We start from the raw sequence: 24,740 nt of genomic DNA, 5'->3' as shown, positions 1-24,740 counted from the left end.
TCATCTCCGGCCCGCGAACGCTGTCTGCGACGTGTGCGGCCCTCTATACGGATCCCCCTCTGTGCACCGATCGGTTCGGCACGGATCCCTTCGAAAAGAAAAACCTCCTCTTGTCCTACGCACTCGGCTGCGGCGCATCGGCGTCCGGTCCCGACGTCGCCCTCCGCGACGCCGATCCCGTCGAGCGCAGGAACCCCGCCGTCGCCTCCATCCGGAGTGCGTCTCCTCGTACCCGCCGGACCATCCGGCGCGGTGCACCGGCCGTGTAAAACAGCGGCCAGATCAACAGAAAGAAGAAGCACATGGCCACTGGCACTGTGAAATGGTTCAACTCCGAAAAGGGCTTCGGCTTCATCGCTCCCGATGACGGCTCGGACGACCTTTTCGCCCACTACTCCGCGATCACCGGCTCGGGCTTCAAGGAGCTCCGCGAGAACCAGAAGGTCGAGTTCGACGCCGAGCGCGGCCCGAAGGGCATGCAGGCCGCGAACATCCGCGCCCTCTGATCCTCGGATCGCTGAACCGGTCGGCCCTTCGGGGTCGGCCGGTTTTTCGTTGCCCCGGCGAGGGCTGCAGGCCGAGCGGATCAGGGGCCGGAATTGAGGTTCGCCTTACTTCGAGTTACATTAGGTCAGCCTTACCAAACCGGCGCGACTCTGCGCCACGCCCCTCCCACGACCGAAGGGATCTGCTGTGCGCACTTCTCGTCTCCTCGCCCTCGGCGCCGCTGCGGCGCTCGCCCTGAGCCTCACGGCCTGCGCGACCTCCGCCCCCGAGAGCGAGTCCGAAACGGGCGGCAATCCCGCCTCCGACGACGCGTTCCCCGTCACCATCGAGCACGTCTACGGCGAGACCACCATCACCGAGAAGCCCGAGCGCGTGGCGACGGTCGCCTGGGCCAACCACGAGGTGCCCCTCGCGTTCGGCATCGTCCCGGTCGGCATGGCCAAGGTCACCTGGGGCGACGACGACGACAACGGCATCCTCCCCTGGGTCGAGGACAAGCTCGAGGAGCTCGGCGGCGAAGAGCCCGTGCTCTTCGACGAGACCGACGGCATCGACTACGAGGCCGTCGCCGACACGAACCCCGACGTCATCCTGGCCGCCTACTCCGGTCTCTCGCAGGAGGAGTACGACACGCTCTCCAAGATCGCTCCGGTCGTCGCGTTCCCGGATGTGGCCTGGAGCACCCCGGTCGACCAGATGATCGAGATGAACTCGAAGGCACTCGGCCTCGAAGAGGAGGGCCAGGCCCTCATCGACGACCTTCACGCCGACGCCGAGTCCGCCCTCGAGGCGAACCCCGCCCTGAACGACAAGAAGGTGCTCTTCGCGTTCTTCGAGGAGGGCGACCTCAGCAAGATCGGTTACTACACCGCCGGTGACACCCGTCCGGGATACCTGCACGACATCGGCCTCCCGCTGCCCTCGATCGTCGAGGAGAACGCCGACAGCGAGCAGTTCTTCCTCGAGGTCAGCGCCGAGGAGGCCGCGAAGTTCGAGGACGTCGACGTGTTCGTCACCTACGGCGACGACTCCACGGTCGCGACGCTGCAGGCCGACCCGCTGCTGTCGAAGATCCCCGCGATCGCCGAGGGCCGCATCGTGATCCTCCCGAACGCGACGCCGATCGCGGCATCCGCGAACCCGTCGCCCCTGTCCATCCCGTGGGGTCTCGACGAGTACCTCTCCATGCTGGCGGAACCGCTGAGCAAGTAAGCCCGTCTCTCCGGAGCGACACCCTGTGACCTCAGCACCTCCCCTCGCGCCGGCCGCCGCAGATCTGCGACGGCCGGCGCTGGTGCGCACCTCCTGGCTGCTCATCGGGGTCGGCGTGCTGCTGGTGCTCTGCTTCCTCTCGGTGTCGTTCGGTGTGAAGGCGGTCGGCTTCGACGACATCGTGGCCGCGTTCTCCGGGCACAGCGACACGATCGAGCAGGCGGCCATCGTCAAGCGCATCCCGCGCACGGTGCTCGCCCTCCTCGTCGGCGCGGCTCTCGCCCTCTCGGGGGCGACCATGCAGGCCGTCACGCGCAACCCGGTCGCCGACCCCGGCATCCTCGGCGTCTCGAACGGGGCCTCGCTCGCCGTCGTCCTCGGCCTGGCCTTCCTGGGCCTGACCAACCCGCTCGGACAGATGGCCTTCGCGATCACCGGGGCCGCGGTCGCCGCGACCTTCGTCTACACGGTCGGCTCGCTGGGGCGCGGCGGGGCGACGCCGCTCAAGCTCGCACTCGCGGGGGCCGCCACCTCGGCCGCCTTCGCCTCCCTGATCAGCGCCATCATGCTGCCCCGCGTCGACCTGCTCCAGGTGTTCCAGTCGTGGCAGATCGGCGGGGTCGGGGGCGCGGAATGGTCGCGCATCGCGATCACCGCGCCCGTGCTCGCCGTCGGCGCGCTCATCTGCTTCCTGTGCTCGCGCGGGATGAACTCGCTCGCCCTCGGCGACGACATGGCGAAGGGGCTCGGAGAGCACGTATTCCGCACTCGGATGCTGTCGGCGCTCGGCGCCGTGATCCTCGCCGGGGCCGCCACTGCGATCGCCGGTCCGATCGGCTTCGTCGGCCTGATCGTCCCGCACGTCTGCCGCATGCTCATCGGCACCGACCACCGCTGGCTGCTGCCGTTCTCGGCGATGACCGGCGCCGCGCTGCTCGTTGCGAGCGACGTCATCGGCCGCGTGATCGCCCCGTCGTCCGCGGAGATCCAGGTCGGCATCATCACGGCGATCGTCGGGGCCCCGTTCTTCATCTGGATCGTTCGACGTCAGAAGGTGCGTGAGCTGTGAGCACGACCGAGCACACCGAGCACACGCTGCCGCGCGCCGACGAGTCGGCCGCACACCGCGTCGCGCGCATCGTCTCCGGACGCCGGTCGCGGCATCGCCGCCATGCGCTGGCCACCGTCGTCCTCGGGGTGCTCCTGCTCGTGCTCTTCGCGGTCGCCCTCATGGTCGGCAACACGTTCTACACGCCCGACGAGGTGATCCGCGTCATCCTCGGCGAGACCGTGCCCGGCGCCTCCTTCACGGTCGGCGACCTGCGTCTGCCGCGCGCCGTGCTCGCCGTCCTCACCGGACTCGCATTCGGCATGGCGGGCGTCTCGTTCCAGACGCTGCTGCGCAATCCCCTCGCCTCGCCCGACATCATCGGCATCTCGAGCGGTGCGGGCGCGGCCGCGGTGTTCGGCATCATCGTGCTGTCTCTGAACGGTCCGCTGGTGTCGGCCCTCGCCCTCGGCGGCGCTGTGGCCACCGCCCTCGTGATCTACCTACTGTCGATCAAGGGCGGGTTCGCCGGCACGCGCCTGATCCTGATCGGCATCGGGGTCGCGGCGATGCTGCAGAGCCTCATCTCGTACATGCTGTCGCGCGCGCCGAACTGGGACATCCAGGCGGCGATGCAGTGGCTCACCGGCAGCCTCAACAACGCCTCGTGGGAGCGGGTGCTGCCGATGGCGATCGCCGCGGCGGTGGTCGTCCCGCTCATGCTGTCGCAGGGGCGCGCTCTGGGGGCGCTGCAGCTCGGCGACGACTCCGCCTCGGGACTCGGCGTCAAGGTCGGTCCGACCCGGCTGCTGTTCATCCTCGGCGCCGTGACGCTGCTGGCCTTCGCCACGGCCGCCGCCGGACCGATCGCCTTCGTGTCGTTCATGGCCGGTCCGATCGCCGCCCGCATCACGGGGCCGGGCGCGAACCTGCTCCTGCCCAGCGCCTTCGTCGGGGCGGTGCTGGTGCTCGGCGGCGACCTGATCGCGCAGTTCGCGCTGGGCGCGCGCTACCCCGTCGGCGTCGTGACCGGCGTGCTCGGGGCGCCGTACCTGATCTACCTGCTCATCCGCACCAACCGCTCGGGAGGATCGCTGTGACCGTCTCGCACAGCCTGTCGGCCGAAGGAGTCACCCTCTCCTACGGCGACCGCACCATCATCGAGGGGCTCGACCTGACGATCGCGCCCGGGCGGATCACGACCATCGTCGGCGCGAACGGATGCGGCAAGTCGACGCTGCTCCGCGCGCTGGCGCGCCTGCTGTCGCCGAGCGAGGGGCGGATCGTGCTCGACGGCGCCTCCATCCACTCGCGGCCGACCAAGGAGGTCGCGCGCACCCTCGGGCTCCTGCCGCAGTCACCGGTCGCTCCCGAGGGCATCGCCGTGGCCGACCTCGTCGGCCGCGGACGGCATCCGCACCAGAAGGCGCTCGCCCGCTGGAGCACGCACGACTACGAGGTCGTGGCCGACGCCCTCGACGCCACGGGCATCACCGACCTCGCCGACCGCAGCGTCGACGAGCTCTCGGGCGGCCAGCGCCAGCGGGTGTGGATCGCGATGGCGCTCGCCCAGGAGACCGACATCCTGCTGCTCGACGAGCCGACCACGTTCCTCGACGTCGCGCACCAGGTCGAGGTGCTCGATCTGCTCACCGACCTCAGCGTCTCGCGCGGCACGACGATCGTCATGGTGCTGCACGACCTGAATCTCGCCGCCCGCTACGCCGACGAGCTCGTGGCGATGAAGGACGGCCGCGTGCACGCCGTCGGCACCCCCGACGAGGTCGTCACGGCACAGCTCGTCGAAGAGGTCTTCGGCCTCGCGAACCAGATCACCGTCGACCCGGTCTCCGGCAAGCCGATGGTCACCCCGATCGGAAGGCATCATGTCCGCTGAGAGCGCCACCACCGAGCGCCCGACGTACGTCCTCGCGCGCGCGGAGGTGCGCGCCGTCTCCCGGGTCTCGCCGAACTTCGTGCGCGTGACCTTCGGCGGACCCGAGCTCGCCGAGTTCGCGACGCCCGGCAACGTGTTCGATGCGCGGATCAAGCTCATCTTCCCCCCGGCATCCGGCATCCTCCCGCCGCTCGATCGCGACACGACCGACTGGTGGGGGTCGTACCTCGCCGTTCCCGAGGAGGAGCGAGGGTCGATGCGCACCTACTCGGTGCGCGACCTGCGCGTGACCCCGGAGGGCACGGAGGTCGACGTCGACTTCGTGCTGCACCTCGCGCCCGGACTCACCGGTCCGGCGTCCCGCTGGGCGAGCGCGGCCTCGGTCGGCCAGGAGCTCTTCGTCATCGGACCGCGGCGCGGGGTCATGGGACACGGCGGCGCGGAGTACCGGCCCGGCGATGCCCCGTCGGTCGTGCTGGCGGGCGACGAGACCGCCGCGCCCGCGATCGCCCGCATCCTCGAGGATGCGCCGCGCGACCTCCGCGGCATCGCCTTCATCGAGGTGCCGGAACCGGCCGACGTGCTGCCGATCGACGCTCCGGCCGGCGTCGAGGTGCGGTGGCTGCCGCGCGCGGCGGACGAGCTGCACGGCTACGAGCTGATCCCGGCGGTGCTCGCGCACCTCGGCGATGCCGATGCCACGGATGCGATCACCGTCACCGACATCGAGTCGGAGAACCTGCTCTGGGAGACCCCGGCGTACTCGGGGCTGGGCGAGGATCTCGCCGACAAGGACGCGCCGACCGACTGCTACTACTGGATCGCCGGGGAGAGCGGTGTGGTCACGACCCTCCGCCGCCACCTGGTGAAGGACCTCGGCGTCGACCGCTCGCAGGTCGCCTTCATGGGCTACTGGCGCCGCGGCGTCGCAATGCGCGGCTGAGCCGGTCTCGTCCCCGCGCGCCGCGGGATCGATATGTCACCTGTCGCGCCTGGGGAACGTGACATATCGATCCGGCAGCGGATGCCGCGGGCGGGGGTTACTTCGCGAGGAAGTCCTTCAGGGCGGCGTTGACCTCGTCGGCGTGGGTCCAGAGGAGACCGTGGGGAGCGCCCTCGACCTCGACGTACTCGGCGGCGGGAACCGCCTGGTGGAAGCGGCGGGCGGTCGCGTCGATCGGGAGGATGTTGTCCTTCGTGCCGTGCAGGATCAGCGTGGGCTTCGCGGCGGCGGCCACGGCCTCGACGTCGGCGCGGAAGTCCTCGATCCAGGCCGGGACGACGGAGTAGGCGGCGACGGGAGCGCTGCCGACGGCGACGTTCCAGCTGCCGGTGACGGCCTCCTGGCTGATGCGCGATCCGAGGTTCTCGTCGAGGTTGTAGAAGTCGTTGTAGAACTGCGTGAACCAGGCGAAGCGGTCGCCCTTCGCGGCGGCGGCGATGCCGTCGAAGACGTCCTGCGGAACGCCCTCGGGGTTGTCGTCGCGCTGCACGAGGAAGGGCTCGAGCGAGGCGAGGAAGGCGAGCTTCGCGACGCGCTCGTGACCGTAACGGCTGACGTAGCGGGCGAGCTCTCCGGTGCCCATCGAGAAGCCGACGAGCACCACGTCGCGCAGGTCGAGGGTCTCGAGCACGGTGTTCAGGTCGGCGGCGAACGTGTCGTAGTCGTACCCGGCGTTCACCTTGGACGACTGTCCGAAGCCGCGGCGGTCGTAGGTGATGACGCGGTAGCCCTGGGCGAGCAGCTCGCGCGTCTGGCGCTCCCAGCTGTGGCCGTCGAGCGGATAGCCGTGGATGAGGACGACGGGCCGACCCGAGCCCTGGTCCTCGTAGTACAGCTCGATCGGGGTGCTGTTCTCGTTCCCGACGGTGATGTAGCCCATGATCCTGTCCTTTCGGTCCCGGTGAGAACGATCGTTCTCGCTCGATAGGACCAAGATAGAGAACGGTCGTTCTCTTGTCAAGTAAACTTCTGGGTATGACCGAAGACGAGGCACGCGAGCGCATCCTCTCCGCCGCCGAGGAGCTCTACTACCGCAAGGGATTCGCCGCCGTCGGCATCGACGAGCTGCGCCAGGCCGCCGGCGTGTCGCTGCGTCGCCTGTACGGTCTCTTCCCCGCGAAGAACGACATCGTCGCCGCAGTGCTCGCCCGGCGGCACGCCGAGTGGGAGAACGCGCTGACGGGAGCGGTGTCGGATGCCGGGGCCGATCCGCGCACCCGGCTGCTCGCCGTGTACTCGTACCTCGAGGACTGGTTCTGCACCGAGGGCTTCCGCGGCTGCGCCTTCATCAACGCGTTCGGCGAGCTCGGCGGCACCCATCCCGAGGTGGCCGAGATCGTGCGCTCGCACAAGGCCTCGTTCCAGGAGTACATGGCCGACCTCGTCGCGCGCACGGGCGCCTCGCCGCTCCTCGCCGCCCAGCTGTCGATCCTCGCGGAGGGGGCGCAGAGCACGGCCGCGATCTCGGGCGATCCGCAGGTCGCCGTGCAGGCGCGGAGCGCCGCCGAGGTGCTGATCGACGCCGCGGTCGCGGGCGTCTGAGCCGCAGCGCCCGCATCCCACCGATCCTGTTTCGCTAGCTTGGCTAGAGGTTTTCCCGACGCGAGTCAAGGCGGTGCCCCGCAGCCGCGCCCCCGCGTACCGTGCGGGTATGGAGAGCGCGAAGAAGGACATCCTCCGTCAGAGCCTGATCATCGCCGCCGCGACGTTCATGCTGATCGCCGCCGCCGTGGGCGGCGGAGCGTTCGGCGGTGAGTCGGTGGACGAACTGCAGGAGGGCGCTCTGTCGGCGCAGGGCTCGTACCTCGCCCCCGCCGGCCCCGCGTTCTCGATCTGGTCGCTGATCTACCTCGGCCTCCTCGCCTACACGGTCTGGCAGGCGCTGCCGGCGCAGCGGGCGGACGCACGCCAGCGGGCTGTCGGTCCGTGGATCGCGGTCTCGATGGTGCTCAACGGGCTGTGGCTCGTCACCGCCCGGTACCTGACGCTGTGGCTGACGGTGCTGGTGATCGCGCTGCTGCTCGCGACCCTCGCCAGGGTGATCGTGCTGCTGGGGCGCTTCCCGGCGAAGAACCTCGCCGACCGCATCCTGACCGACGGCGCCAACGGGCTGCACTTCGGCTGGGTCACGATCGCGACGGTGGCGAACACGGCCGCCTGGCTCACGCAGATCGCACCCGCGAGCTGGGCGGAGGCGGCGGATACCGTCGCCGTCGCCGTACTCGTCGTCGTGCTGGTGATCGGGGCGGCGGCCGCGTGGCTCACCGGTCGGCTCGCCCCGGCGCTCGCGACCGCGTGGGGACTGGTGTGGCTCGCCGTCGGGCGCCTCACGGATGCCCCCGAGAGCGTGCCGACGGCGGTCGCGGCCCTCGTCGTCGCGGCGGGACTCGTGCTCGTGGGTGTCGTCGCGGTCGTGCGGCGGAGGCGTTCGGCGGCAGTCGGGGTCGCGTCGCGTCAGACGACCAGGCGGTAGCCCATGCCGGACTCCGTGAGCAGGTGCACGGGGCTGCTCGGCTCCTGCTCGAGCTTCTTGCGCAGTTGCGACATGTACAGACGCAGGTAGCCCGAGTCGGAGACCTGCGCGCTGCCCCAGATCTCCTTCAAGAGGTCCTGCCGGGTGACGAGTGCTCCGGGATGCCGCGACAGATGCTCCAGCATCCGCCACTCCGTCGGAGTCAGGTGCACGCGCGATCCGGCGCGCGTGACCGTCTTGGTCGCCAGGTCGACGACGACGTCGCCGAACGCGACGGTCGACTCGCCTCCGACCGGGACGGCCCGGCGCGACAGGGCGCGCAGGCGGGCGAGCAGCTCGTCGACCTGGAACGGCTTGGTCACGAAGTCGTCGGCTCCGGCGTCGAGCGCCTCGACCTTGTCGGCCGAGCCGGTGCGGCCCGAGACGACGATGATCGGCACGTTCGTCCAGCCCCGCAGCGCCTGGATCACCTCGATGCCGTCGAGGCGCGGCATGCCGAGGTCGAGCATGATGAGGTCGGGATGGGCCTGTGCGGCGGCGGCGATGGCGGCGGCCCCGTCGGCGGCGACCACGACCTCGTACCCGTGCGCGGCCAGGGTGATGCGCAGCGCCCGCACCATCTGCGGGTCGTCGTCGGCGATGAGGAGCTTCACTCCGTGCCCTCCGTGTCGGCGCCGGCGAGCGGCAGTGTGATGACCATCGTGAGGCCTCCGCCGGGGGTGTCCTCGGGTGTCAGGCTACCGCCCATGCCCTCCGCGAATCCGCGCGACAGGGCGAGGCCGAGGCCGAGCCCGGTGGTGTTGTCGGTGTCGCCGAACCGCTGGAACGGCTGGAAGATGCTGTCGCGACGCTCGGCGGGCACGCCCTCGCCGCGGTCGACGATGCGGATCTCGGCGCGCTCGCCGAGGGCGCTCGTCGAGACCAGCACCCGCGTGCCGGCCGGGGCGTGCCGGTGCGCGTTGGCGAGCACGTTCACGAGCACCCGCTGCAGGAGCACCGGGTCGGCGCGCAGCGCCGGCAGCGTCGGGTCGAGCGCGAGGTCGACGTCGGCCGGTCCCAGCCCGAGCTCGTCGACGGCGGCGAGGATCGGGCCGGTCGCCTCGACGCGGGTCGCCGACACCGCGAGCACTCCCGCCTGCACCCGGCTGACGTCGAGCAGATCCGTCACGAGCGTCGACAGCGTCGCGAGGCTCTCGTCGGCCGTGGCGAGCAGTTCGGCGCGGTCCTCGGCGGAGAGGTCGTGCGCCCCGCGCAGTCCGCCGATCGCGGCGACGGCCGAGGCGAGCGGACGCCGCAGATCGTGGCTGAGGGCCGAGAGCAGCGCGCTGCGCACCTGATCGGTCTCGGCCAGAGCAGCAGCCTCGGCGGCGGTGGCGCGCAGGTCGGTGTGCTCGAGTGCGGCGGCGAGCTGGGCGACGATCGCATCGAGGAGGCGCCGGGCCGGAGCATCCAGCGCGTCGCCGCTCAGTTCGAGCAGCGCGTGCGAAGCCCCGACGGGGATGCGCGTGGACCGCTCGTCCGCCAGGGGCTCGCCGTCGCTCGCGAGCACCCGTCCGTCGGCCGACAGCAGGCGGACCCCGCTGAGTCCGAACGCCTCGCGTGTGCGGCTCACGAGCGCGAGCACGGCGTTGTCGCCGCGCAGCACGTTGCCGGCGACGGCCGCCAGAAGCTCGGCCTCGGCGGTGGCCCGCCTGGCGGTGCGGGCGCGGCGTGCGGCCTGGTCGACGATGATGCTCACGAGGATCGCGATCACCACGTACAGGGCGAGCGCGAGCACGTGCAGCGGATGCGCGACGGTGATCGTGAAGAGCGGGGCGACGAACAGGAAGTCCAGGGTCACGCCCGACAGCACGGCCGCGAAGACGGCGGGACGGATGCCGCCGATCAGCGCCACGACGACCACGAGCAGCTGGTACGCGAGCACCTCGGACGTGATCGACTCGGGACTCCGGAACGTGAACATGATCCACGACAGCAGCGGTCCGAAGACGAGCGCGACCGCGAAGCCGAGCACCTGGCGCCGCCAGCCGAGCGCGCCGCCGGTGATGCGGGGAAGGGCGGCCCTGCCGCCTGCGGCTGCGTGGGTGACGATGTGCACGTCGATGTCGCCCGACCGGCGGATCACCTCGGCGCCGATGCCCGGCCCGGTGAGCGCGGCCATCAGACGGCTCCGACGGCTCACGCCGATGACGAGCTGCGTGGCGTCGGCGCCCTGCGCGAACTCCACGAGGGCACCGGGGATGTCGTCGCCGATGATCTGGTGGAAGGTTCCGCCGAGCGATTCGACCAGCGCCCGCTGTGTCGCGAGTGCTCCCGGGGTGGCGTCGCGCAGTCCGTCCTGCGTGGAGATGTGCACCGCGAGCAGTTCGCCGCCGGCCGAGCGTGCTGCGATCCGTGCGCCGCGGCGCAGCAGGGTCTCGCCCTCCGGTCCGCCGGTGAGGGCGACCACCACGCGCTCCCGGGCCTGCCAGGTGCCCTCGATGCCCTGCTCGGCCCGGTAGCTGCGCAGGGCGCTGTCGACCTCGTCGGCGAGCCACAGCAGCGCCAGCTCGCGGAGGGCGGTGAGGTTGCCGAGGCGGAAGTAGTTCGACAGCGCCGCGTCGATCCGCTCCGCGGGGTAGACGAGTCCGGCTGAGAGGCGGTCGCGCAGCGTCTGCGGGGCGAGGTCGACGACCTCGATCTCGTCGGCGGCGCGGACGACGGCATCCGGAATGGTCTCCTGCTGCGCGACGCCCGTGATCTTCTCGACGACGGCGTTGAGCGAGTCGATGTGCTGCACGTTGACGGTCGTCACGACGTCGATGCCGGCATCGAGCAGCGCCTCGACGTCCTGCCAGCGCTTCGGATGCCGCGAGCCGGGGACGTTCGTGTGGGCGAGCTCGTCGATCAGCGCGATGTCGGGGCGGCGGGCGAGCACGGCGTCGAGGTCCAGCTCCGTGAGCACCACGCCGCGGTGCTCGGAGGTGCGGCGGGGGACCTCGGGCAGTCCGATGGTCTGTGCGAGCGTCGCGGCGCGCCCGTGGGTCTCGACGACCGCGATCACGACGTCGCGTCCGTCGTCGAGCAGACGTCGCCCCTCGGCGAGCATCTCGAAGGTCTTGCCGACGCCGGGGGCCGCGCCCAGGAGAACGCGGAGCCGACCCCGCCGCTCTCGTGTCATTCGCCCTCCCCCGCGTCGAGCGCGAGATTCAGTTCGGCGGCGTTGATGCGCTCCTCGCCGAGGAATCCCAGATCCCGCACTTGAATCCTAGACTCCACGACCGCGCGCACCGCGTCTTCGGGCAGGCCGCGGGCGGCGGCCACGCGCGGCACCTGCAACAGCGCGTACGCGACGCTGATGTGCGGGTCGAGTCCCGATCCGGACGCCGTCACCGCATCGGCCGGCACGTCGGCGGGGTCGACGCCCTCGCGCTCCGCGATCGCGACTCTCCGCTCGGCGATCGCGGCGACCAGGTCGGGGTTCTCGGGCCCGAGGTTGCTGCCGCTCGAGGCCGCGCCGTCATAGCCCTCGCCGGCGGCGGACGGACGCGACTGGAAGTACTGCGGAAGGGCTTCGCCGTCGGCGTCCGTGAAGGACTGGCCGATCAGCGCGCTGCCCCGGTCGCCGGGCAGCTGTGAGCCGTTCGCCTGCCACGGAAGCGTCAGCTGGCCGATGCCGGTGACGAGGAGGGTGTAGCCGACGCCGAGGACGAGGGTGAGCACGAGCATCGTGCGGACGGCGACGCCCGCGGTGCGGACGGCGGTGCGGGTGGAGGACATGAAGTGCCTTTCGGGAGAGAGTGCCCGGTTCCTGAGCGAGCGGAACGAGACGAAGGACCCTTCGTCTCGTCGCTCCGCTCCTCGCTCAGGGACCGGAAGCCGATGCAGGACTAGAAGCCGGGGATGAGGCTCACGACGAGGTCGATGAGCTTGATGCCGAGGAACGGGGCGATCACGCCGCCGAGGCCGTAGACGAGCAGGTTCCGCTGGAGCACGCGCGAGGCGCTCGCCGGTCGGTACTTCACTCCGCGCAGCGCCAGCGGGATGAGGAACACGATGACGATCGCGTTGAAGACGATCGCGCTGGTGACGGCGGATGCCGGGGAGTGCAGCTGCATGACGTTGAGCACCGCCAACCCGGGGAAGACCCCCATGAACATCGCCGGGATGATCGCGAAGTACTTGGCGATGTCGTTCGCCAGCGAGAACGTGGTGAGCGCGCCGCGGGTGATGAGCAGCTGCTTGCCGATGCGCACGATGTCGATCAGCTTGGTCGGGTCGGAGTCGAGGTCGACCATGTTCCCCGCCTCCTTCGCCGCCGAGGTGCCGGTGTTCATCGCGACGCCGACGTCCGCCTGGGCCAGAGCCGGGGCGTCGTTCGTGCCGTCGCCGGTCATCGCGACGAGGCGTCCGCCCTCCTGCTCGCGGCGGATGAGGGCGAGCTTGTCCTCGGGGGTCGCCTCGGCGAGGAAGTCGTCGACGCCGGCCTCGGCGGCGATCGCCTTCGCCGTGAGCGGGTTGTCGCCCGTGATCATGACCGTGCGGATGCCCATGCTGCGCAACTCGTCGAACCGTTCGCGCAGGCCGTCCTTCACGATGTCCTTCAGGTGCACGACGCCGAGCATGCGGTCCCCGTGCTCCCCCGAGCGCGTCTGCGGTGCCTTGACCGCGACGACAAGGGGCGTCCCGCCGCTCGTGGCGACGGCATCCGTGAGGCTCTCGAGCGCGGCATCCGTCTGCGTGGATGCGGTGGCGAGCCACGCACGCACCGCGGAGCCTGCGCCCTTGCGGATCTGCGTGCCGTCGGCGAGGTCGAGTCCGCTCATGCGCGTCTCGGCGGTGAACGGCACGACCACGGCATCCTCCGGCTGCTCCACATGGATGCCGCGACGCGCCGCCAGCTCGACGATCGACGCGCCCTCGGGCGTGGGGTCGGCGAGCGACGAGAGCGCCGCGAGACGCAGCAGTTCGTCGTCGGCGACGCCCGGGAGCGGCAGCACCGCGTGGGCCCGGCGGTTGCCGTGGGTGATGGTGCCCGTCTTGTCGAGCAGGAGGGTCGTGACGTCGCCCGCCGCCTCGACCGCACGGCCCGACATCGCGAGCACGTTGCGCTGCACGAGACGGTCCATGCCGGCGATCCCGATGGCCGACAGCAGGGCGCCGATCGTGGTCGGCACGAGGCAGACGAGCAGCGCGATCAGCACCGGGATGCTGACCGGCGAGGCCGCATACGCGGCGATGGGGTTGAGGGCGAGCACCACGATCACGAACACGATCGACAGGCTCGCGAGCAGGATGTTCAGCGCGATCTCGTTGGGCGTGCGCTGACGGCTCGCACCTTCGACGAGAGCGATCATGCGGTCGACGAACGTCTCGCCCGGCTTCGACGTGATGCGCACGACGATCCGGTCGGACAGCACGCGCGTGCCGCCGGTGACCGCGCTGCGATCGCCGCCGGACTCGCGGATCACCGGGGCGCTCTCGCCCGTGATCGCCGACTCGTCGACGGTCGCGATGCCCGCGACGATGTCGCCGTCGCCGGGGATGAGCTCGCCCGCCTCCACGATGACGACGTCGTCGCGCTGCAGCTCGGCGGAGGAGACCTCGACGGTGTCGGCGCTGTGCGCCCCGGCATCCGCCGTGCCGTCGTATGCCACGACGCGCCGGGCCATCGTGCTCGTGCGGGTCTTGCGCAGGCTCGCGGCCTGCGCCTTGCCGCGGCCCTCGGCGACCGATTCGGCGACGTTCGCGAACAGCACCGTCAGCCACAGCCACACCGCGATGCCGGCGGTGAACGGTGCCGGGACGGGTGTGCCGCCGGACTCGCCCGGACCGCCCAGGAACGGCTCGGCGATCGCCAGCACCGTCGTGAACGCGGCGCCGACCCAGACGAGCAGCATCACGGGGTTGCGCACGAGGGCGGCGGGATTCAGCTTGCGGAACGCTCCGGGGAGGGCGGCGGCGAGCTGCGGCCACCCGAAGGTGCGGCCGGTCATGTCGTCGCTCCGCTCGGGTTCCTGAGCGCCCTTCGTCTCGTCGCTCCGCTCCTCGCTCAGGATCCGCGAAGCGAGACGAAGGGCGTCCTCGGAGGGGTCGGGGGTTTCGATGTGTGGGGTCATGTCAGACGAGTCCTTCGGCGAGCGGTCCCAGCGTGAGCACCGGGAAGTAGGTGAGCGCGGTGACGATGACCGTCACGGCGAGGAGCAGGCCGACGAACTGCGGCCGGTGGGTGGGGAGCGTGCCGGTGGTCTCGGGGACCCGCTCCTGCGCCGCGAACGATCCGGCCAGCGCCAGCACGAGCACGATCGGCAGGAAGCGTCCGAGCAGCATCGCGACACCGAGCGCGGTGTTGAACCAGGGGGTGTTCGCGGTGAGCCCGGCGAAGGCCGAGCCGTTGTTGTTCGCGGCCGACGTGAAGGCGTAGAGCACCTCGCTCATGCCGTGCACGCCCGGGTTCAGGATGCTCGTGGCCTCGACGTCCTCACGGATGCCGGGGATCGCGAAGCTCAGCGCCGTGCCGAGCAGCACGAGGGTCGGCGTCACCAGGATGTACAGGCTCGCGATCTTGATCTCTTTCGGGCCGATGCGCTTGCCGAGGTATTCGGGGGTGCGGCCGACGAGCAGCCCGCCGACGAACACGGCGAGGATGGCGAGCACGAGCATGCCGTACAGCCCCGAGCCGACGCCGCCCGGAGCGACCTCGCCGAGCATCATGTTGAGCATCGGCATCATGCCGCCGAGCGCCGTGTACGAGTCGTGCATCGAGTTGACCGCGCCGGTCGAGGTGAGGGTGCTGGCGCTTCCGAACAGCGTCGATCCGAGGACGCCGAAGCGCACCTCCTTGCCCTCCATCGCGGCTCCGGCGAGCTCGGGGGCGGTGCCGCGGCCGGCGAGTTCGAGCGCCGACAGCGCGACGGTCGAGACCACGAAGATCGTGCCCATGACCGCGGCGATCGCGTAGCCCTGGCGGTGGTCGCCGACCATGCGGCCGAACGTGCGGGGAAGCGCGAACGGGATCGCGAGGATGAGCAGGATCTGCAGCAGATTCGTCCACCCGGTCGGGTTCTCGAACGGATGCGCGGAGTTCGCGTTGAAGAACCCGCCCCCGTTCGTGCCGAGCAGCTTGATCGCCTCCTGCGACGCGACCGGCCCGCCGGAGATCGTCTGCGTGCCGCCGCTGACGGTGGTCACGTCGGTGAACCCGGCGAGGTTCTGGATGACGCCGCCCGCGATCAGGGCGATCGCGCTGATCACGGCGATCGGCAGCAGCAGACGCCCGAGGCCTCGGATCAGGTCGACCCAGAAGTTGCCGATGGTGGTCTCGCCGCGGCGGGAGATGCCGCGGATCAGCGCCACCGCGACCGCGAGGCCGACCGCCGCCGAGACGAAGTTCTGCACCGTCAGACCCGCGAGCTGCACGGTGTAACCCATCGTCTGCTCGGGCGAATAGGACTGCCAGTTCGTGTTGGCGACGAAGGATGCCGCGGTGTTGAACGCGAGCCCCTCGGGCACCGCGGGAAGGCCCAGTGACGCGGGCAGGAGCCCCTGGAGCCGCTGGAGTCCGTAGACGAGGAGGAGGCCGACGACCGAGAAGACGAGCACGCTGCGCGCGTACGCCCGCCACGTCTGCTCGGATGCCGGGTCGACCCCGATCACGCGGTAGACGCCGCGCTCGATGCGGGCGTCGCGCGGGCTGGTGAAGACGCGGGCGATGTAGTCGCCCAGGGGGCGGTACAGCAGCACGAGCGCGACGACGACGACGGCGCCCTGCAGCACGCCGAACCAGATCTCGGCGCCCATCACAGCCGCTCCGCCGCGACGAGGGCGACCACGAGGTAGACGATCGCGGCGACCGCGAGGGCGGCGGCGGCGATCTCGAAGACGATCACAGCCGCTCCACCCCCTTTGCAGCGAACGAGACGAGGGCGAACAGCGCGAGAGTCAGCGCGAGGTAGAGGATGTCGAGCACGTCCTCGATACAAGTCGTTCCCCGGCGCGGTTTCCCCGTTCCTGACGGTTCCCCTACGCCCTCGCGCCCGATGCATGCGCGTTGCTGACGGCATCCGACGCTTCCGGTCGCGTCGCTGCCCGCGTCGCTTCCGGTCGCGCGAGTGGCTCCTCTCAGGCGCGAGAACAACCGCTCGCGCGACGGGAAGCCCGCGTTGGCCGCGGGACGAGAACGCGTGGCGGGCGGATGCCGGGACTACGACTGCGGGGGACCGGCGGGGCGGTGGGCGCGGCGGCCCGTCACGACGACCGGGCGTCCGGCGCGCTCCTGTCCGGGGAGGGGACGGGAGCGACGGCCGTAGATGAGCTCCGACGAGTCGAGCAGCCACGGCACGAGCGTGATGGAGACGCCGTGCACGAGCATGAGCCGGTTCGCCAGGCGGCGGGCGCGGCGGTTGTGCAGGAACGACTCCCACCAGTGGCCCACGATGTACTGCGGCAGGTACACGGTCACCACCGACGAGCCGTGCTTCTCGCGGTACTGCTGGATGAACTGCGTGATCGGCTGCGCGAACGACCGGTACGGCGACTCGAGGATCACGAGCGGCACGGGCACGAGGTGGTCGGCCCAGTCCTTCTGCACCGTCGCCGCGGCATCCGCCGAGACGGCCACGTGCACGGCGAGCGTCTTGTCGTGCTTCGCCGCGATCGCGTAGTCGATGGCCTTCATGACGGGCTTCTGCAGGTGGTTGACGAGCACGATGGCGACGTCGCCGGACGCCCCGAAGTGCGTGGTGTCGTCGATCGCGATCTCGTGCTCCACGTCGCGGTAGTACCGCTTCACCCCCAGCATCAGGAAGGCGAGGATCGGGATCGCGAAGAACACCAGGTACGCGCCGTGCGTGAACTTGGTGATGGTCACGATCACGAGCACCAGCACGGTCAGGGTCGCGCCGGCGGAGTTGATCGCCAGGCCGACGCGGGCGGATCGGCGGTCGGATGCCGCGGCGCCGTCCTTCGCGGCGGCGCCCTGCCCGCGCAGCACCCGCCGCCAGTGCCGCACCATGCCGATCTGGCCGAGCGAGAACGAGACGAAGACGCCGATGATGTAGAGCTGGATGAGCGTCGTCAGCCGCGCCTGGAACACCACGAGCACCGCGATCGCGGCGATGCCGAGAAGGATCATGCCGTTCGAGAACACGAGCCGGTCGCCGCGGGTGTTGAGCGACTTGGGGGCGTAGCCGTCGCGGGCGAGCACGGCGCCGAGCAGCGGGAAGCCGTTGAACGCGGTGTTCGCGGCGAGCAGCAGCACGCACGCAGTCGCCGCCTGCACGATGAAGAACGGGATGCTGCCGCCGCCGAACGTCGCGGCGGCGATCTGCGCCATGAGGCTGGGCTGCGGGTTCGTGCAGTCGAAGCCGATGAGGTCGCAGGGGTTCTCGGCGTAGTGGACGCCGGTGATGAGGGCGAGCGCGGTGAGGCCGGAGAAGAGGCAGATCGCGATGGTGCCCATGAGCACGAGCGTCGACTGCGCGTTGCGCACCTTCGGTGCCCGGAAGGCCGGGACCCCGTTCGACACGGCCTCGACGCCGGTGAGGGCGGAGCATCCACTCGAGAAGGCGCGCAGGATCAGGAGGATGACGGCCGCCTGGCTCAGGCTCTCGGCCTGCACCGAGAAGTCGGCGCTCGACGCCACGGGCGCGTCGCCGAGGAACGTGCGCAGAAGACCGGTCACGATCATCACGCCGACCGACCCGATGAAGACGTACGTCGGGATCGCGAACACCAGCGACGCCTCGCGCACGCCGCGCAGGTTCACGATGATGATGAGCACCACGAAGCCCACCGCCAGCTCCACCCGGAACGGGTCGAGACCCGGCACCGCCGAGATGATGTTGTCGACGCCCGACGCGACCGACACCGCGACCGTGAGGATGTAGTCGACGAGCAGTGCCGCCGCGACCACCACGCCGGGGATCTCGCCCAGGTTCTTCGATGCCACCTCGTAGTCGCCGCCGCCCGAGGGGTAGGCCTTGATGAGCTGACGGTAGCTCAGCACGACCACGAGCAGCAGCACGACGACGGCGACCGCGACGAGCGGCGTGAAGGAGAGGAACGTGAGGCCGCCGATCAGCAGGATCATCACGAGCTCCTGCGGCGCGTAGGCCACGGAGCTGAGGGCGTCGGAGGCGAAGATCGGCAGCGCCATGCGCTTCGGCAGCAGCTGCTCGTCGACCTGGGCGCTCGTCAGCGGATCACCGATGAGGATGCGCTTGGCGGTCTGCGGGGCGTCCGCACTCACGCGGGTTTGTTCTGACACGTCGGGCGACACTACTCCGGGCGGACGGCATCCTGACGGCATCCTCACGGAATCCCTACGGGGCATCACCCCGCCCTCACGGAATCCTCACGCTCGGATGCCGGGATGCACAGCCGATTCCGATCACGGATCGATAACGTCGTCTGCATGAGCACGGTTCCCGTCGACGAACAGACGATCCTCGAGGCGAAGGAGCTGCGGGATCAGTTCCAGCGGTTCCTGCGGGAATACGAGTTCGGGATGCGCGAGGTCGAGACCAAGATCTCGATCCTCCGCGACGAGTTCACCCACCACCACGCGTACAACCCGATCGAGCACGTGAAGAGCCGGGTGAAGTCGCCTGACAGCATCGTCGAGAAGATCGCCCGCAAGGGGATCGAGGAGCCCGATTTCGACCGCATCCGCGCAGAGATCACCGACATCGCCGGCGTGCGCGTGACCTGCAGCTTCGTCGCCGACGTGTACCGGTTGTTCGATCTGCTCACCGCGCAGGACGACGTGACCGTCCGGGTCGTCAAGGACTACATCGCGAACCCCAAAGCGAACGGCTACAAGAGCCTGCACGCGATCATCGAGGTTCCGGTGTTCCTCTCGACCGGAGCGCTGCTCGTGCCCGTCGAGGTGCAGTTCCGCACCATCGCGATGGACTTCTGGGCGAGCCTGGAGCACAAGATCTACTACAAGTTCTCCAACCAGGTGCCGGCGCATCTCGTCGAGAGCCTGGCGGATGCCGCGGAGGCCGCTGCCGAGCTCGACACCCGCATGGAGCGGCTGCACCGTGAGGCGCACGGCGTGCCCCAGCGGCAGCTCGCCCCGCCGCCGCCCCCGCACATCGTGCAGGTGTAGCCGGCTGGGCGTCGGCGCGGAGCGGCCCTAGCCCAGGAACTCGCGCGCGGCGGCCGCCATCGCGGTGACGCCCACCTCGATCGTGGGGTGGATGACGGGGGCGAAGTACGGGGAGTGGTTGGTGGGGATGTCGCTGTCGAGCGTGCCGCCCTCGACCGCGGCGGCGAAGGCCGCGGGATCCACGCCGCCCCAGAACCAGAACACCAGCGGCACCCCGGTATCGCGGGCGAACCACGACACGTCCTCGCTGCCGGTGAACATGCCCGGGTCGACGACGGCGTCCTCGCCGAGGGCCGCGCGGATGGCCGCGCTGACGCGTGCCGTGGCATCCGCGTCGTTGATGGTCGGCGGCAGGGTGTGGACGGTGTGGAACTCCGGCTCGCGCACGGCGCCGGATGCCGCGGCCTCGGCCCGCACGATGCGCTCGACGCTCGCGAGCACGCGGTCGCGCATCTCGTCGTTGGGGTAGCGCAGGCTGAGCTCGAGCTTCGCCTCGGCGGGGATGATGTTGTTCTTGAGTCCGGCGTGGATCGATCCGACGGTCACCACGGCGACGTCGCGGGGGTCGACCTCGCGCGAGGCGATGGTCTGCAGGCGCATGACCGTGGCGGCGGCCATCACGATCGGATCGATCGTGGAGTGCGGGCGCGAGCCGTGTCCGCCGCGGCCGTGGAGGGTGACGGTGATGCCGTCGGATGCCGCCATCTGCGTTCCCGCGCGCACGCCGACGGTGCCGGCGGGAAGGGGCGTGACGTGCTGTCCGAGCACGATGTCGGGGCGCGGCACGAGGTCGAGCAGGCCGGCGTCGAGCATGGCGCGGGAGCCGGCGCCGTACTCCTCGGCGGGCTGGATCAGCACCACGACGGTGCCCGCCCAGTCGGCCCGGTCGGCGACGAGCCTCTCGACCGCGCCGATCATGGCGGTGACGTGCATGTCGTGGCCGCAGGCGTGCATGACGGGCACGGTGTTGCCGGCCGGATCGATCCCCGTCGCGGTGCTCGCATACGCGAGACCCGTGAGCTCCCCGACCGGGAGGGCGTCCATGTCGGCGCGGACCCAGACGACCGGACCGTCGCCGTTCTCGAGCACGCCGACGACCCCGGTCACCCCGACGCCCTCGTGCACCGCGAGTCCGAGGTCGCGCAGGTGGCCGGCGGCGATGCCGGCGGTGCGGGTCTCCTGGAAGGACAGCTCGGGATGCTGGTGCAGGTCGACGTACAGCGCTTCGAGATCGATCGTCATGGTCCCGAGCCTATCCGCCGTGCTCCGGCATTCCGGGGCGGGGCTACAGTTGATCTGCCTCGTTCGAGGCGTTCACCCCCCTGGAGCATCCGTGAGTCCTGTCGACGACCGCGCCCGCTATCGACCGAACCCCTCGGTCCTCACCGCGCTGAAGAGCCCGCGTCTGCTGACCCGCGAGGTCCTGGCCGGTCTCGTGGTCGGGCTCGCCCTGATCCCCGAGGCGATCTCGTTCTCGGTCATCGCCGGCGTCGACCCCGCCGTCGGCCTGTTCTCGTCGTTCATCATGGCGGTCGCGATCTCGTTCCTGGGCGGGCGTCCGGCGATGATCACCGCGGCGACCGGCGCCGTCGCGCTCGTCATCGCCCCCGTCGCGCCGACCTACGGCATGGACTACTTCATCGCCACGGTCATCCTCGCCGGGGTCTTCCAGGTGCTGATGGCGGTGCTGGGCGTCGCGAAGCTCATGCGCTTCATCCCGCGCAGCGTCATGACCGGGTTCGTCAACGCGCTCGCGATCTTCGTCTTCAGCGCTCAGGTTCCCCACCTGCTGGGCGTGCCGTGGCTGGTGTACCCGCTCGTCGCCCTCGGCATCCTCGTCGTCGTCTTCCTGCCGAGGATCACGAAGCTGATCCCCGCGCCCCTCGTCTCGGTCGTCATCGTGACGGCCGTCGTGCTGGTGTTCGCCATCCACGTGCCGACCGTCGGCGACCAGGGCGAGCTGCCCCGCAGCCTGCCCGAGCTCTTCGTCCCGAACGTGCCCCTGACGTGGGAGACCTTCACGATCATCGCGCCGTACGCGCTGGGCGTGGCCCTCGTCGGACTCATGGAGTCGCTGATGACCGCGAAGCTCGTCGACGAGATCACCGACACGCATTCGCGCAAGACCCGCGAGGCGTGGGCCCAGGGCGCGGCGAACATGCTCTCGGGCATCTTCGGAGGCATGGGCGGATGCGCGGTCATCGGCCAGACCATGATCAACGTGCGCTCCGGCGCGCGCACCCGCATCTCGACCTTCTTCGCCGGGGTGTTCCTGTTCCTGCTCGTGGTGGTGTTCGGCGACTTCGTGGCCACCATCCCGATGGCGGCGCTCGTCGCGGTGATGATCATGGTGTCGATCGGCGCGTTCGACTGGCACAGCATCCGCCCGTCCACCCTGCGGCGGATGCCGAAGAGCGAGACGTTCGTCATGGTCGTCACGGTCGTCGCCGTGGTGCTGACCCACAACCTGGCGGTCGGCGTCGTGGCGGGGGTCGTGACGGCATCCGTCCTGTTCGTGCGTCGGGTCGCGCACATGGTCGCCGTGGATCGGTCGGTCGACGGCGACACCGCGCGATATGTGGTCGACGGCGAGCTGTTCTTCGCATCGAGCAACGACCTGACGACGCTGTTCGAGTACGCGGCCGACCCGGCGCACGTCGTCATCGACCTCTCGCGGTCGCACGTGTGGGACGCCTCGACCGTCGCCGCCCTCGACGCGATCGAGACGAAGTACGCCGCGCACGGCAAGACCGTCGAGCTCGTGGGCCTGAACGACGCGAGCGGCACCTTCCACGGGCGCCTGACCGGTCGGCTCGGCGGCGAGGGGTAGAACGCTCGAGTCGCCGAGCCACCCCCCTGCGTGCGAGCCACCCCTGTGAATCCCGCGCGAAGAGGGGTGGCTCGAGGGCAAAGGGGTGGCTCGGCGAGGGGGCGGATGCCGTGCATTACGCTGCGTCACGCCCGACGGGCCCGCGGCTGCGGGGGTCGGTTAGCGTGACGGTATGAGTGCAGAGCCCCGCGTGTACGTCATCCATGAGAACGCCGAGTGGTTCCCGCCGTTCGCCGCCGCGTTCGCGGCCGAGGGCGTGCCCGCCGAGGAGTGGCTGCTGACCGAGGGGTCGATCGACCTCACCGCCGAGCCGCCGCAGGGCGTGTTCTGGTCGCGGCTCAGCGCCTCGGCCCACACCCGCGACCACGGCGACTCGAAGGAGTACGGCCGCGCCGTGCTGCGCTGGCTCGAGGCGGCCGGACGCACGGTCGTCAACGGCAGCCGCGTGCTCGAGCTCGAGGTGAGCAAGGCCGCGCAGCACGCGGAGCTCCAGCGCGCCGGCATCGACGTCGCCCGCACGGTGGCGGTCTTCGGCACCGCGGCGCTGAAGGACCGCGCCCGCGAGTTCACCGCGCCCTTCATCAGCAAGCACAACCAGGGCGGCAAGGGGCTCGGCGTGCGCCGCCACGACAGCCACGAGGAGTTCGACGCCTGGGTCGACGGACCCGACTTCGAGCCCTCGCCCGACGGCATCACCCTGCTGCAGGAGAACCTCTTCGCCGCCGCGCCGTTCGTGACGCGCGTGGAGTTCGCCGGCGGCGAGTTCGTCTACGCGGTGCGCGTCGACACCTCCGCGGGCAGCTTCGAGCTGTGCCCGGCCGAGGCATGCGCGCTTCCCGGTGCCGACGGCGTGGAGCCCGAGCCGCTGTTCCGCGTGCGGGAGGAGATCACGGCCGAGCATCCGCTCGTGCGGCAGTACCGCGCCTTCCTGGCGGACGCCGGCATCGCGATCGCCGGGATCGAGTTCATCGAGACGGTCGACGGCCGCCTCGTCACCTACGACGTGAACACCAACACGAACTACAACCCGGACGTCGAGGCGGATGCCGTCGTCTCGGGGCCCGGTTCGATCGCCCGCCACCTCGGCGGTCTGCTCGCGCGCGACGCGGCGCCGGTCCCGGCCTGACGACGGCGGTCGCGAGCCCGCCCGTCTGTGACCTCTCGTGACGCCCGAGCGCGCGCGAGCGGCGCGCAGTGTCTAGCGTCGTGGCCATGAGTCACGGCATCCCTCCCGCATCCGTCCCGCACGAGGTGCTCGAACCGGTGTACGACTGGACCGGTTTCGGGTTCGATACCCGCCAGGTGCACGCGGGGGAGTTCGAGGAACCGGCCTACGGGTCCCGCGTCGCCCCGATCTACCTGAGCGCGGCGTTCCGCTTCGACTCGTTCGAGGAGAGCACCCGGCGCTTCGGCGGGGAGGACGACGGTCAGATCTACTCGCGCAATCTCAACCCCACCAACGGTGTGGCCGAGCGGCGCATCGCCGCGCTCGAGGGTGGCGTGGGCGCGATCGTCGTGGCCTCGGGGCAGGCCGCGATCAGCGCGGCGATCCTCGCCATCACCGGGCAGGGCGAGCGGTTCGTGTCGACCGCGAGCATCTACAGCGGCACGCGCATCCTGTTCGGGCGCTCGTTCGCCCGCTTCGGCGTGGGCGTCGACTACGTGAACGACCCGACCGATGAGGCCGAGTGGGAAGCCGCGATCGGGCCCGACACCAAGGCGATCTTCACCGAGACCATCCCCAATCCGAAGAACGACGTGATCGACATCGCCGCGGTCGCCCGCATCGCGGAGCGCCACGGCCTCCCGCTCATCGTCGACAACACGATCGGAACGCCCTACCTCGTGCGGCCGCTGGAGCAGGGCGCGCACATCGTCGTGCACTCGGGAACCAAGTTCCTCACCGGCCACGGCGCCGCGATCTCGGGAATCATCGTCGACGGAGGCACCTTCGACTGGGCGGGCAGTCCGCGCGCGTACCCCGGCATCACCGAGCCGCCCGCGCCCGGCGCCCGCTCGGCCCTCGAGGCCTATGGCCCGCGCGCCTATGAGCAGTTCGTGCGCGGCGGCATCGTCAACGACCTGGGCCCGGCACTGTCGCCCCTCCACTCCTTCCTGCTGCAGCAGGGCATCGAGACCCTGTCGCTGCGGATGGAGCGGCACGTGTCGAACTCCCGCACGATCGCGGAGCACCTCGCGCAGCATCCCGCGGTCGAGCACGTCGACTACGCGGGGCTGCCGGGGCATCCGCAGCACGAGATCGCGCAGCGCACCCTGGGCGGTCGCAGCGGGTCGGTCTTCGCCGTGACCGTGCGCGGCGGGAGGGCGGGGGCGGAGGTCTTCATCGACAGCCTGCGCGTGTTCAGCCGCATGACGAACATCGGCGACGTCCGCTCGATGGTGCTGCACCCCGCCACCACCACGCATCTCTCGTTCACTCCCGAGCTGCGGGCGCAGCTGGGCATCGAGGACGGCCTCGTGCGGCTGTCGGTCGGCATCGAGACGGTCGACGACCTGCTCGCGGATCTCGACGGCGCGCTCGCCGCCGTGCTCGCGCACCTGGAGGCGGTTCCCGCCTGAGGTCGGGCTGCAGCATCTCGCAGAACTGCAGGTCGCCGCCGCATCCCGGCCCGATCCGTGCGAGATACTGCAGATCTGCGAGATCCGGCAGCGGCGGC

General features: G+C 70.5%; 21 protein-coding genes. 12 read left to right on the top strand and 9 right to left on the bottom strand.

The features are described from left to right. The first annotated feature begins 302 nt into the window (after positions 1–302). From AB3M82_RS06410 to AB3M82_RS06385, 6 genes are all read left to right on the top strand, one after another. On the top strand, positions 303–506 hold the full coding sequence (locus tag AB3M82_RS06410; protein WP_412956401.1) for a cold-shock protein: 204 nt from the start codon (positions 303–305) through the stop codon (positions 504–506). 187 nt (positions 507–693) lie between these two features. After that, entirely contained in the window at positions 694–1,719 is a 1,026-nt protein-coding gene (locus AB3M82_RS06405; RefSeq protein WP_412956399.1) for an iron-siderophore ABC transporter substrate-binding protein, read from the top strand. A gap of 25 nt (positions 1,720–1,744) precedes the next feature. Beyond that, a complete protein-coding gene (locus AB3M82_RS06400; protein WP_412956397.1) occupies positions 1,745–2,788 on the top strand; it encodes a FecCD family ABC transporter permease in 1,044 nt (347 codons plus the stop codon). Beyond that, positions 2,785–3,867: a FecCD family ABC transporter permease gene (locus AB3M82_RS06395; protein WP_412956395.1), complete on the top strand. Its 1,083-nt coding sequence runs from the start codon at positions 2,785–2,787 to the stop codon at positions 3,865–3,867. The genes AB3M82_RS06400 and AB3M82_RS06395 overlap by 4 nt, the downstream gene beginning before the upstream one ends. Then, positions 3,864–4,664: an ABC transporter ATP-binding protein gene (locus AB3M82_RS06390; protein ID WP_412956393.1), complete on the top strand. Its 801-nt coding sequence runs from the start codon at positions 3,864–3,866 to the stop codon at positions 4,662–4,664. Before AB3M82_RS06395 ends, AB3M82_RS06390 begins: the two co-directional genes overlap by 4 nt. After that, on the top strand, positions 4,654–5,607 hold the full coding sequence (locus AB3M82_RS06385; protein WP_412956390.1) for a siderophore-interacting protein: 954 nt from the start codon (positions 4,654–4,656) through the stop codon (positions 5,605–5,607). Before AB3M82_RS06390 ends, AB3M82_RS06385 begins: the two co-directional genes overlap by 11 nt. Positions 5,608–5,704: 97 nt before the next feature. Here AB3M82_RS06385 and AB3M82_RS06380 read toward each other — a convergent pair whose 3' ends face one another. After that, a complete protein-coding gene (locus AB3M82_RS06380; RefSeq protein ID WP_412956389.1) occupies positions 5,705–6,547 on the bottom strand; it encodes an alpha/beta fold hydrolase in 843 nt (280 codons plus the stop codon). 95 nt (positions 6,548–6,642) lie between these two features. On the opposite strand from AB3M82_RS06380, the gene AB3M82_RS06375 reads away from it, so the two are divergent. Then, positions 6,643–7,209 carry a TetR/AcrR family transcriptional regulator gene (locus AB3M82_RS06375; RefSeq protein WP_412956388.1) on the top strand — a complete coding sequence of 189 codons (567 nt, stop codon included), beginning with the start codon at positions 6,643–6,645 and terminating at the stop codon, positions 7,207–7,209. A gap of 109 nt (positions 7,210–7,318) precedes the next feature. Next, entirely contained in the window at positions 7,319–8,140 is an 822-nt protein-coding gene (locus AB3M82_RS06370; RefSeq protein ID WP_412956387.1) for a tryptophan-rich sensory protein, read from the top strand. Here AB3M82_RS06370 and AB3M82_RS06365 read toward each other — a convergent pair. The 7 genes from AB3M82_RS06365 to AB3M82_RS06335 form a co-directional block, all read right to left on the bottom strand. Further along, positions 8,122–8,793, bottom strand: a complete 672-nt coding sequence (locus tag AB3M82_RS06365; RefSeq protein ID WP_412956386.1) for a response regulator — start codon at positions 8,791–8,793, stop codon at positions 8,122–8,124. The genes AB3M82_RS06370 and AB3M82_RS06365 overlap by 19 nt on opposite strands. After that, positions 8,790–11,300 carry an ATP-binding protein gene (locus AB3M82_RS06360; protein ID WP_412956384.1) on the bottom strand — a complete coding sequence of 837 codons (2,511 nt, stop codon included), beginning with the start codon at positions 11,298–11,300 and terminating at the stop codon, positions 8,790–8,792. Before AB3M82_RS06360 ends, AB3M82_RS06365 begins: the two co-directional genes overlap by 4 nt. Continuing rightward, positions 11,297–11,899 carry a potassium-transporting ATPase subunit KdpC gene (gene kdpC, locus AB3M82_RS06355; protein ID WP_412956382.1) on the bottom strand — a complete coding sequence of 201 codons (603 nt, stop codon included), beginning with the start codon at positions 11,897–11,899 and terminating at the stop codon, positions 11,297–11,299. Before kdpC ends, AB3M82_RS06360 begins: the two co-directional genes overlap by 4 nt. A gap of 110 nt (positions 11,900–12,009) precedes the next feature. Continuing rightward, positions 12,010–14,115: a potassium-transporting ATPase subunit KdpB gene (kdpB, locus tag AB3M82_RS06350; protein WP_412958018.1), complete on the bottom strand. Its 2,106-nt coding sequence runs from the start codon at positions 14,113–14,115 to the stop codon at positions 12,010–12,012. Between the two features lie 124 nt (positions 14,116–14,239). Continuing rightward, entirely contained in the window at positions 14,240–15,919 is a 1,680-nt protein-coding gene (gene kdpA / locus AB3M82_RS06345) for a potassium-transporting ATPase subunit KdpA (RefSeq protein WP_412956380.1), read from the bottom strand. Next, entirely contained in the window at positions 15,919–16,008 is a 90-nt protein-coding gene (locus AB3M82_RS06340) for a potassium-transporting ATPase subunit F (RefSeq protein ID WP_412956379.1), read from the bottom strand. Before AB3M82_RS06340 ends, kdpA begins: the two co-directional genes overlap by 1 nt. Positions 16,009–16,322: 314 nt before the next feature. Beyond that, the gene (locus AB3M82_RS06335) at positions 16,323–18,428 is read right to left on the bottom strand and encodes an APC family permease (RefSeq protein WP_412958017.1); all 2,106 of its coding nucleotides are present in this window, start codon (positions 18,426–18,428) and stop codon (positions 16,323–16,325) included. Between the two features lie 105 nt (positions 18,429–18,533). On the opposite strand from AB3M82_RS06335, the gene AB3M82_RS06330 reads away from it, so the two are divergent. Continuing rightward, a complete protein-coding gene (locus tag AB3M82_RS06330; protein ID WP_412956378.1) occupies positions 18,534–19,232 on the top strand; it encodes a GTP pyrophosphokinase in 699 nt (232 codons plus the stop codon). A 27-nt stretch (positions 19,233–19,259) separates the two neighbouring features. Here AB3M82_RS06330 and AB3M82_RS06325 read toward each other — a convergent pair whose 3' ends face one another. Next, complete coding sequence (locus AB3M82_RS06325; protein ID WP_412956377.1) at positions 19,260–20,474, bottom strand: amidohydrolase; 1,215 nt, start codon at positions 20,472–20,474, stop codon at positions 19,260–19,262. 91 nt (positions 20,475–20,565) lie between these two features. Between AB3M82_RS06325 and AB3M82_RS06320 the strand changes: the two genes are divergently transcribed. The 3 genes from AB3M82_RS06320 to AB3M82_RS06310 all read left to right on the top strand — a co-directional run bounded on the left by AB3M82_RS06320 (position 20,566) and on the right by AB3M82_RS06310 (position 24,642). Next, positions 20,566–22,062 carry a SulP family inorganic anion transporter gene (locus AB3M82_RS06320; protein ID WP_412956376.1) on the top strand — a complete coding sequence of 499 codons (1,497 nt, stop codon included), beginning with the start codon at positions 20,566–20,568 and terminating at the stop codon, positions 22,060–22,062. A 172-nt stretch (positions 22,063–22,234) separates the two neighbouring features. Then, positions 22,235–23,188, top strand: coding sequence for an ATP-grasp domain-containing protein (locus AB3M82_RS06315; RefSeq protein ID WP_412956374.1), 954 nt, complete (start codon positions 22,235–22,237; stop codon positions 23,186–23,188). Between the two features lie 86 nt (positions 23,189–23,274). Then, entirely contained in the window at positions 23,275–24,642 is a 1,368-nt protein-coding gene (locus tag AB3M82_RS06310) for an O-acetylhomoserine aminocarboxypropyltransferase/cysteine synthase family protein (RefSeq protein WP_412956373.1), read from the top strand. Positions 24,643–24,740 lie beyond the last annotated feature (98 nt).

The sequence above is a fragment of the Microbacterium californiense genome, from assembly GCF_047246625.1.
Classification (GTDB): domain Bacteria; phylum Actinomycetota; class Actinomycetes; order Actinomycetales; family Microbacteriaceae; genus Microbacterium.
Note: the sequence above shows the minus strand (reverse complement) of the source record. Positions and strands in the feature narration are given on the sequence as shown.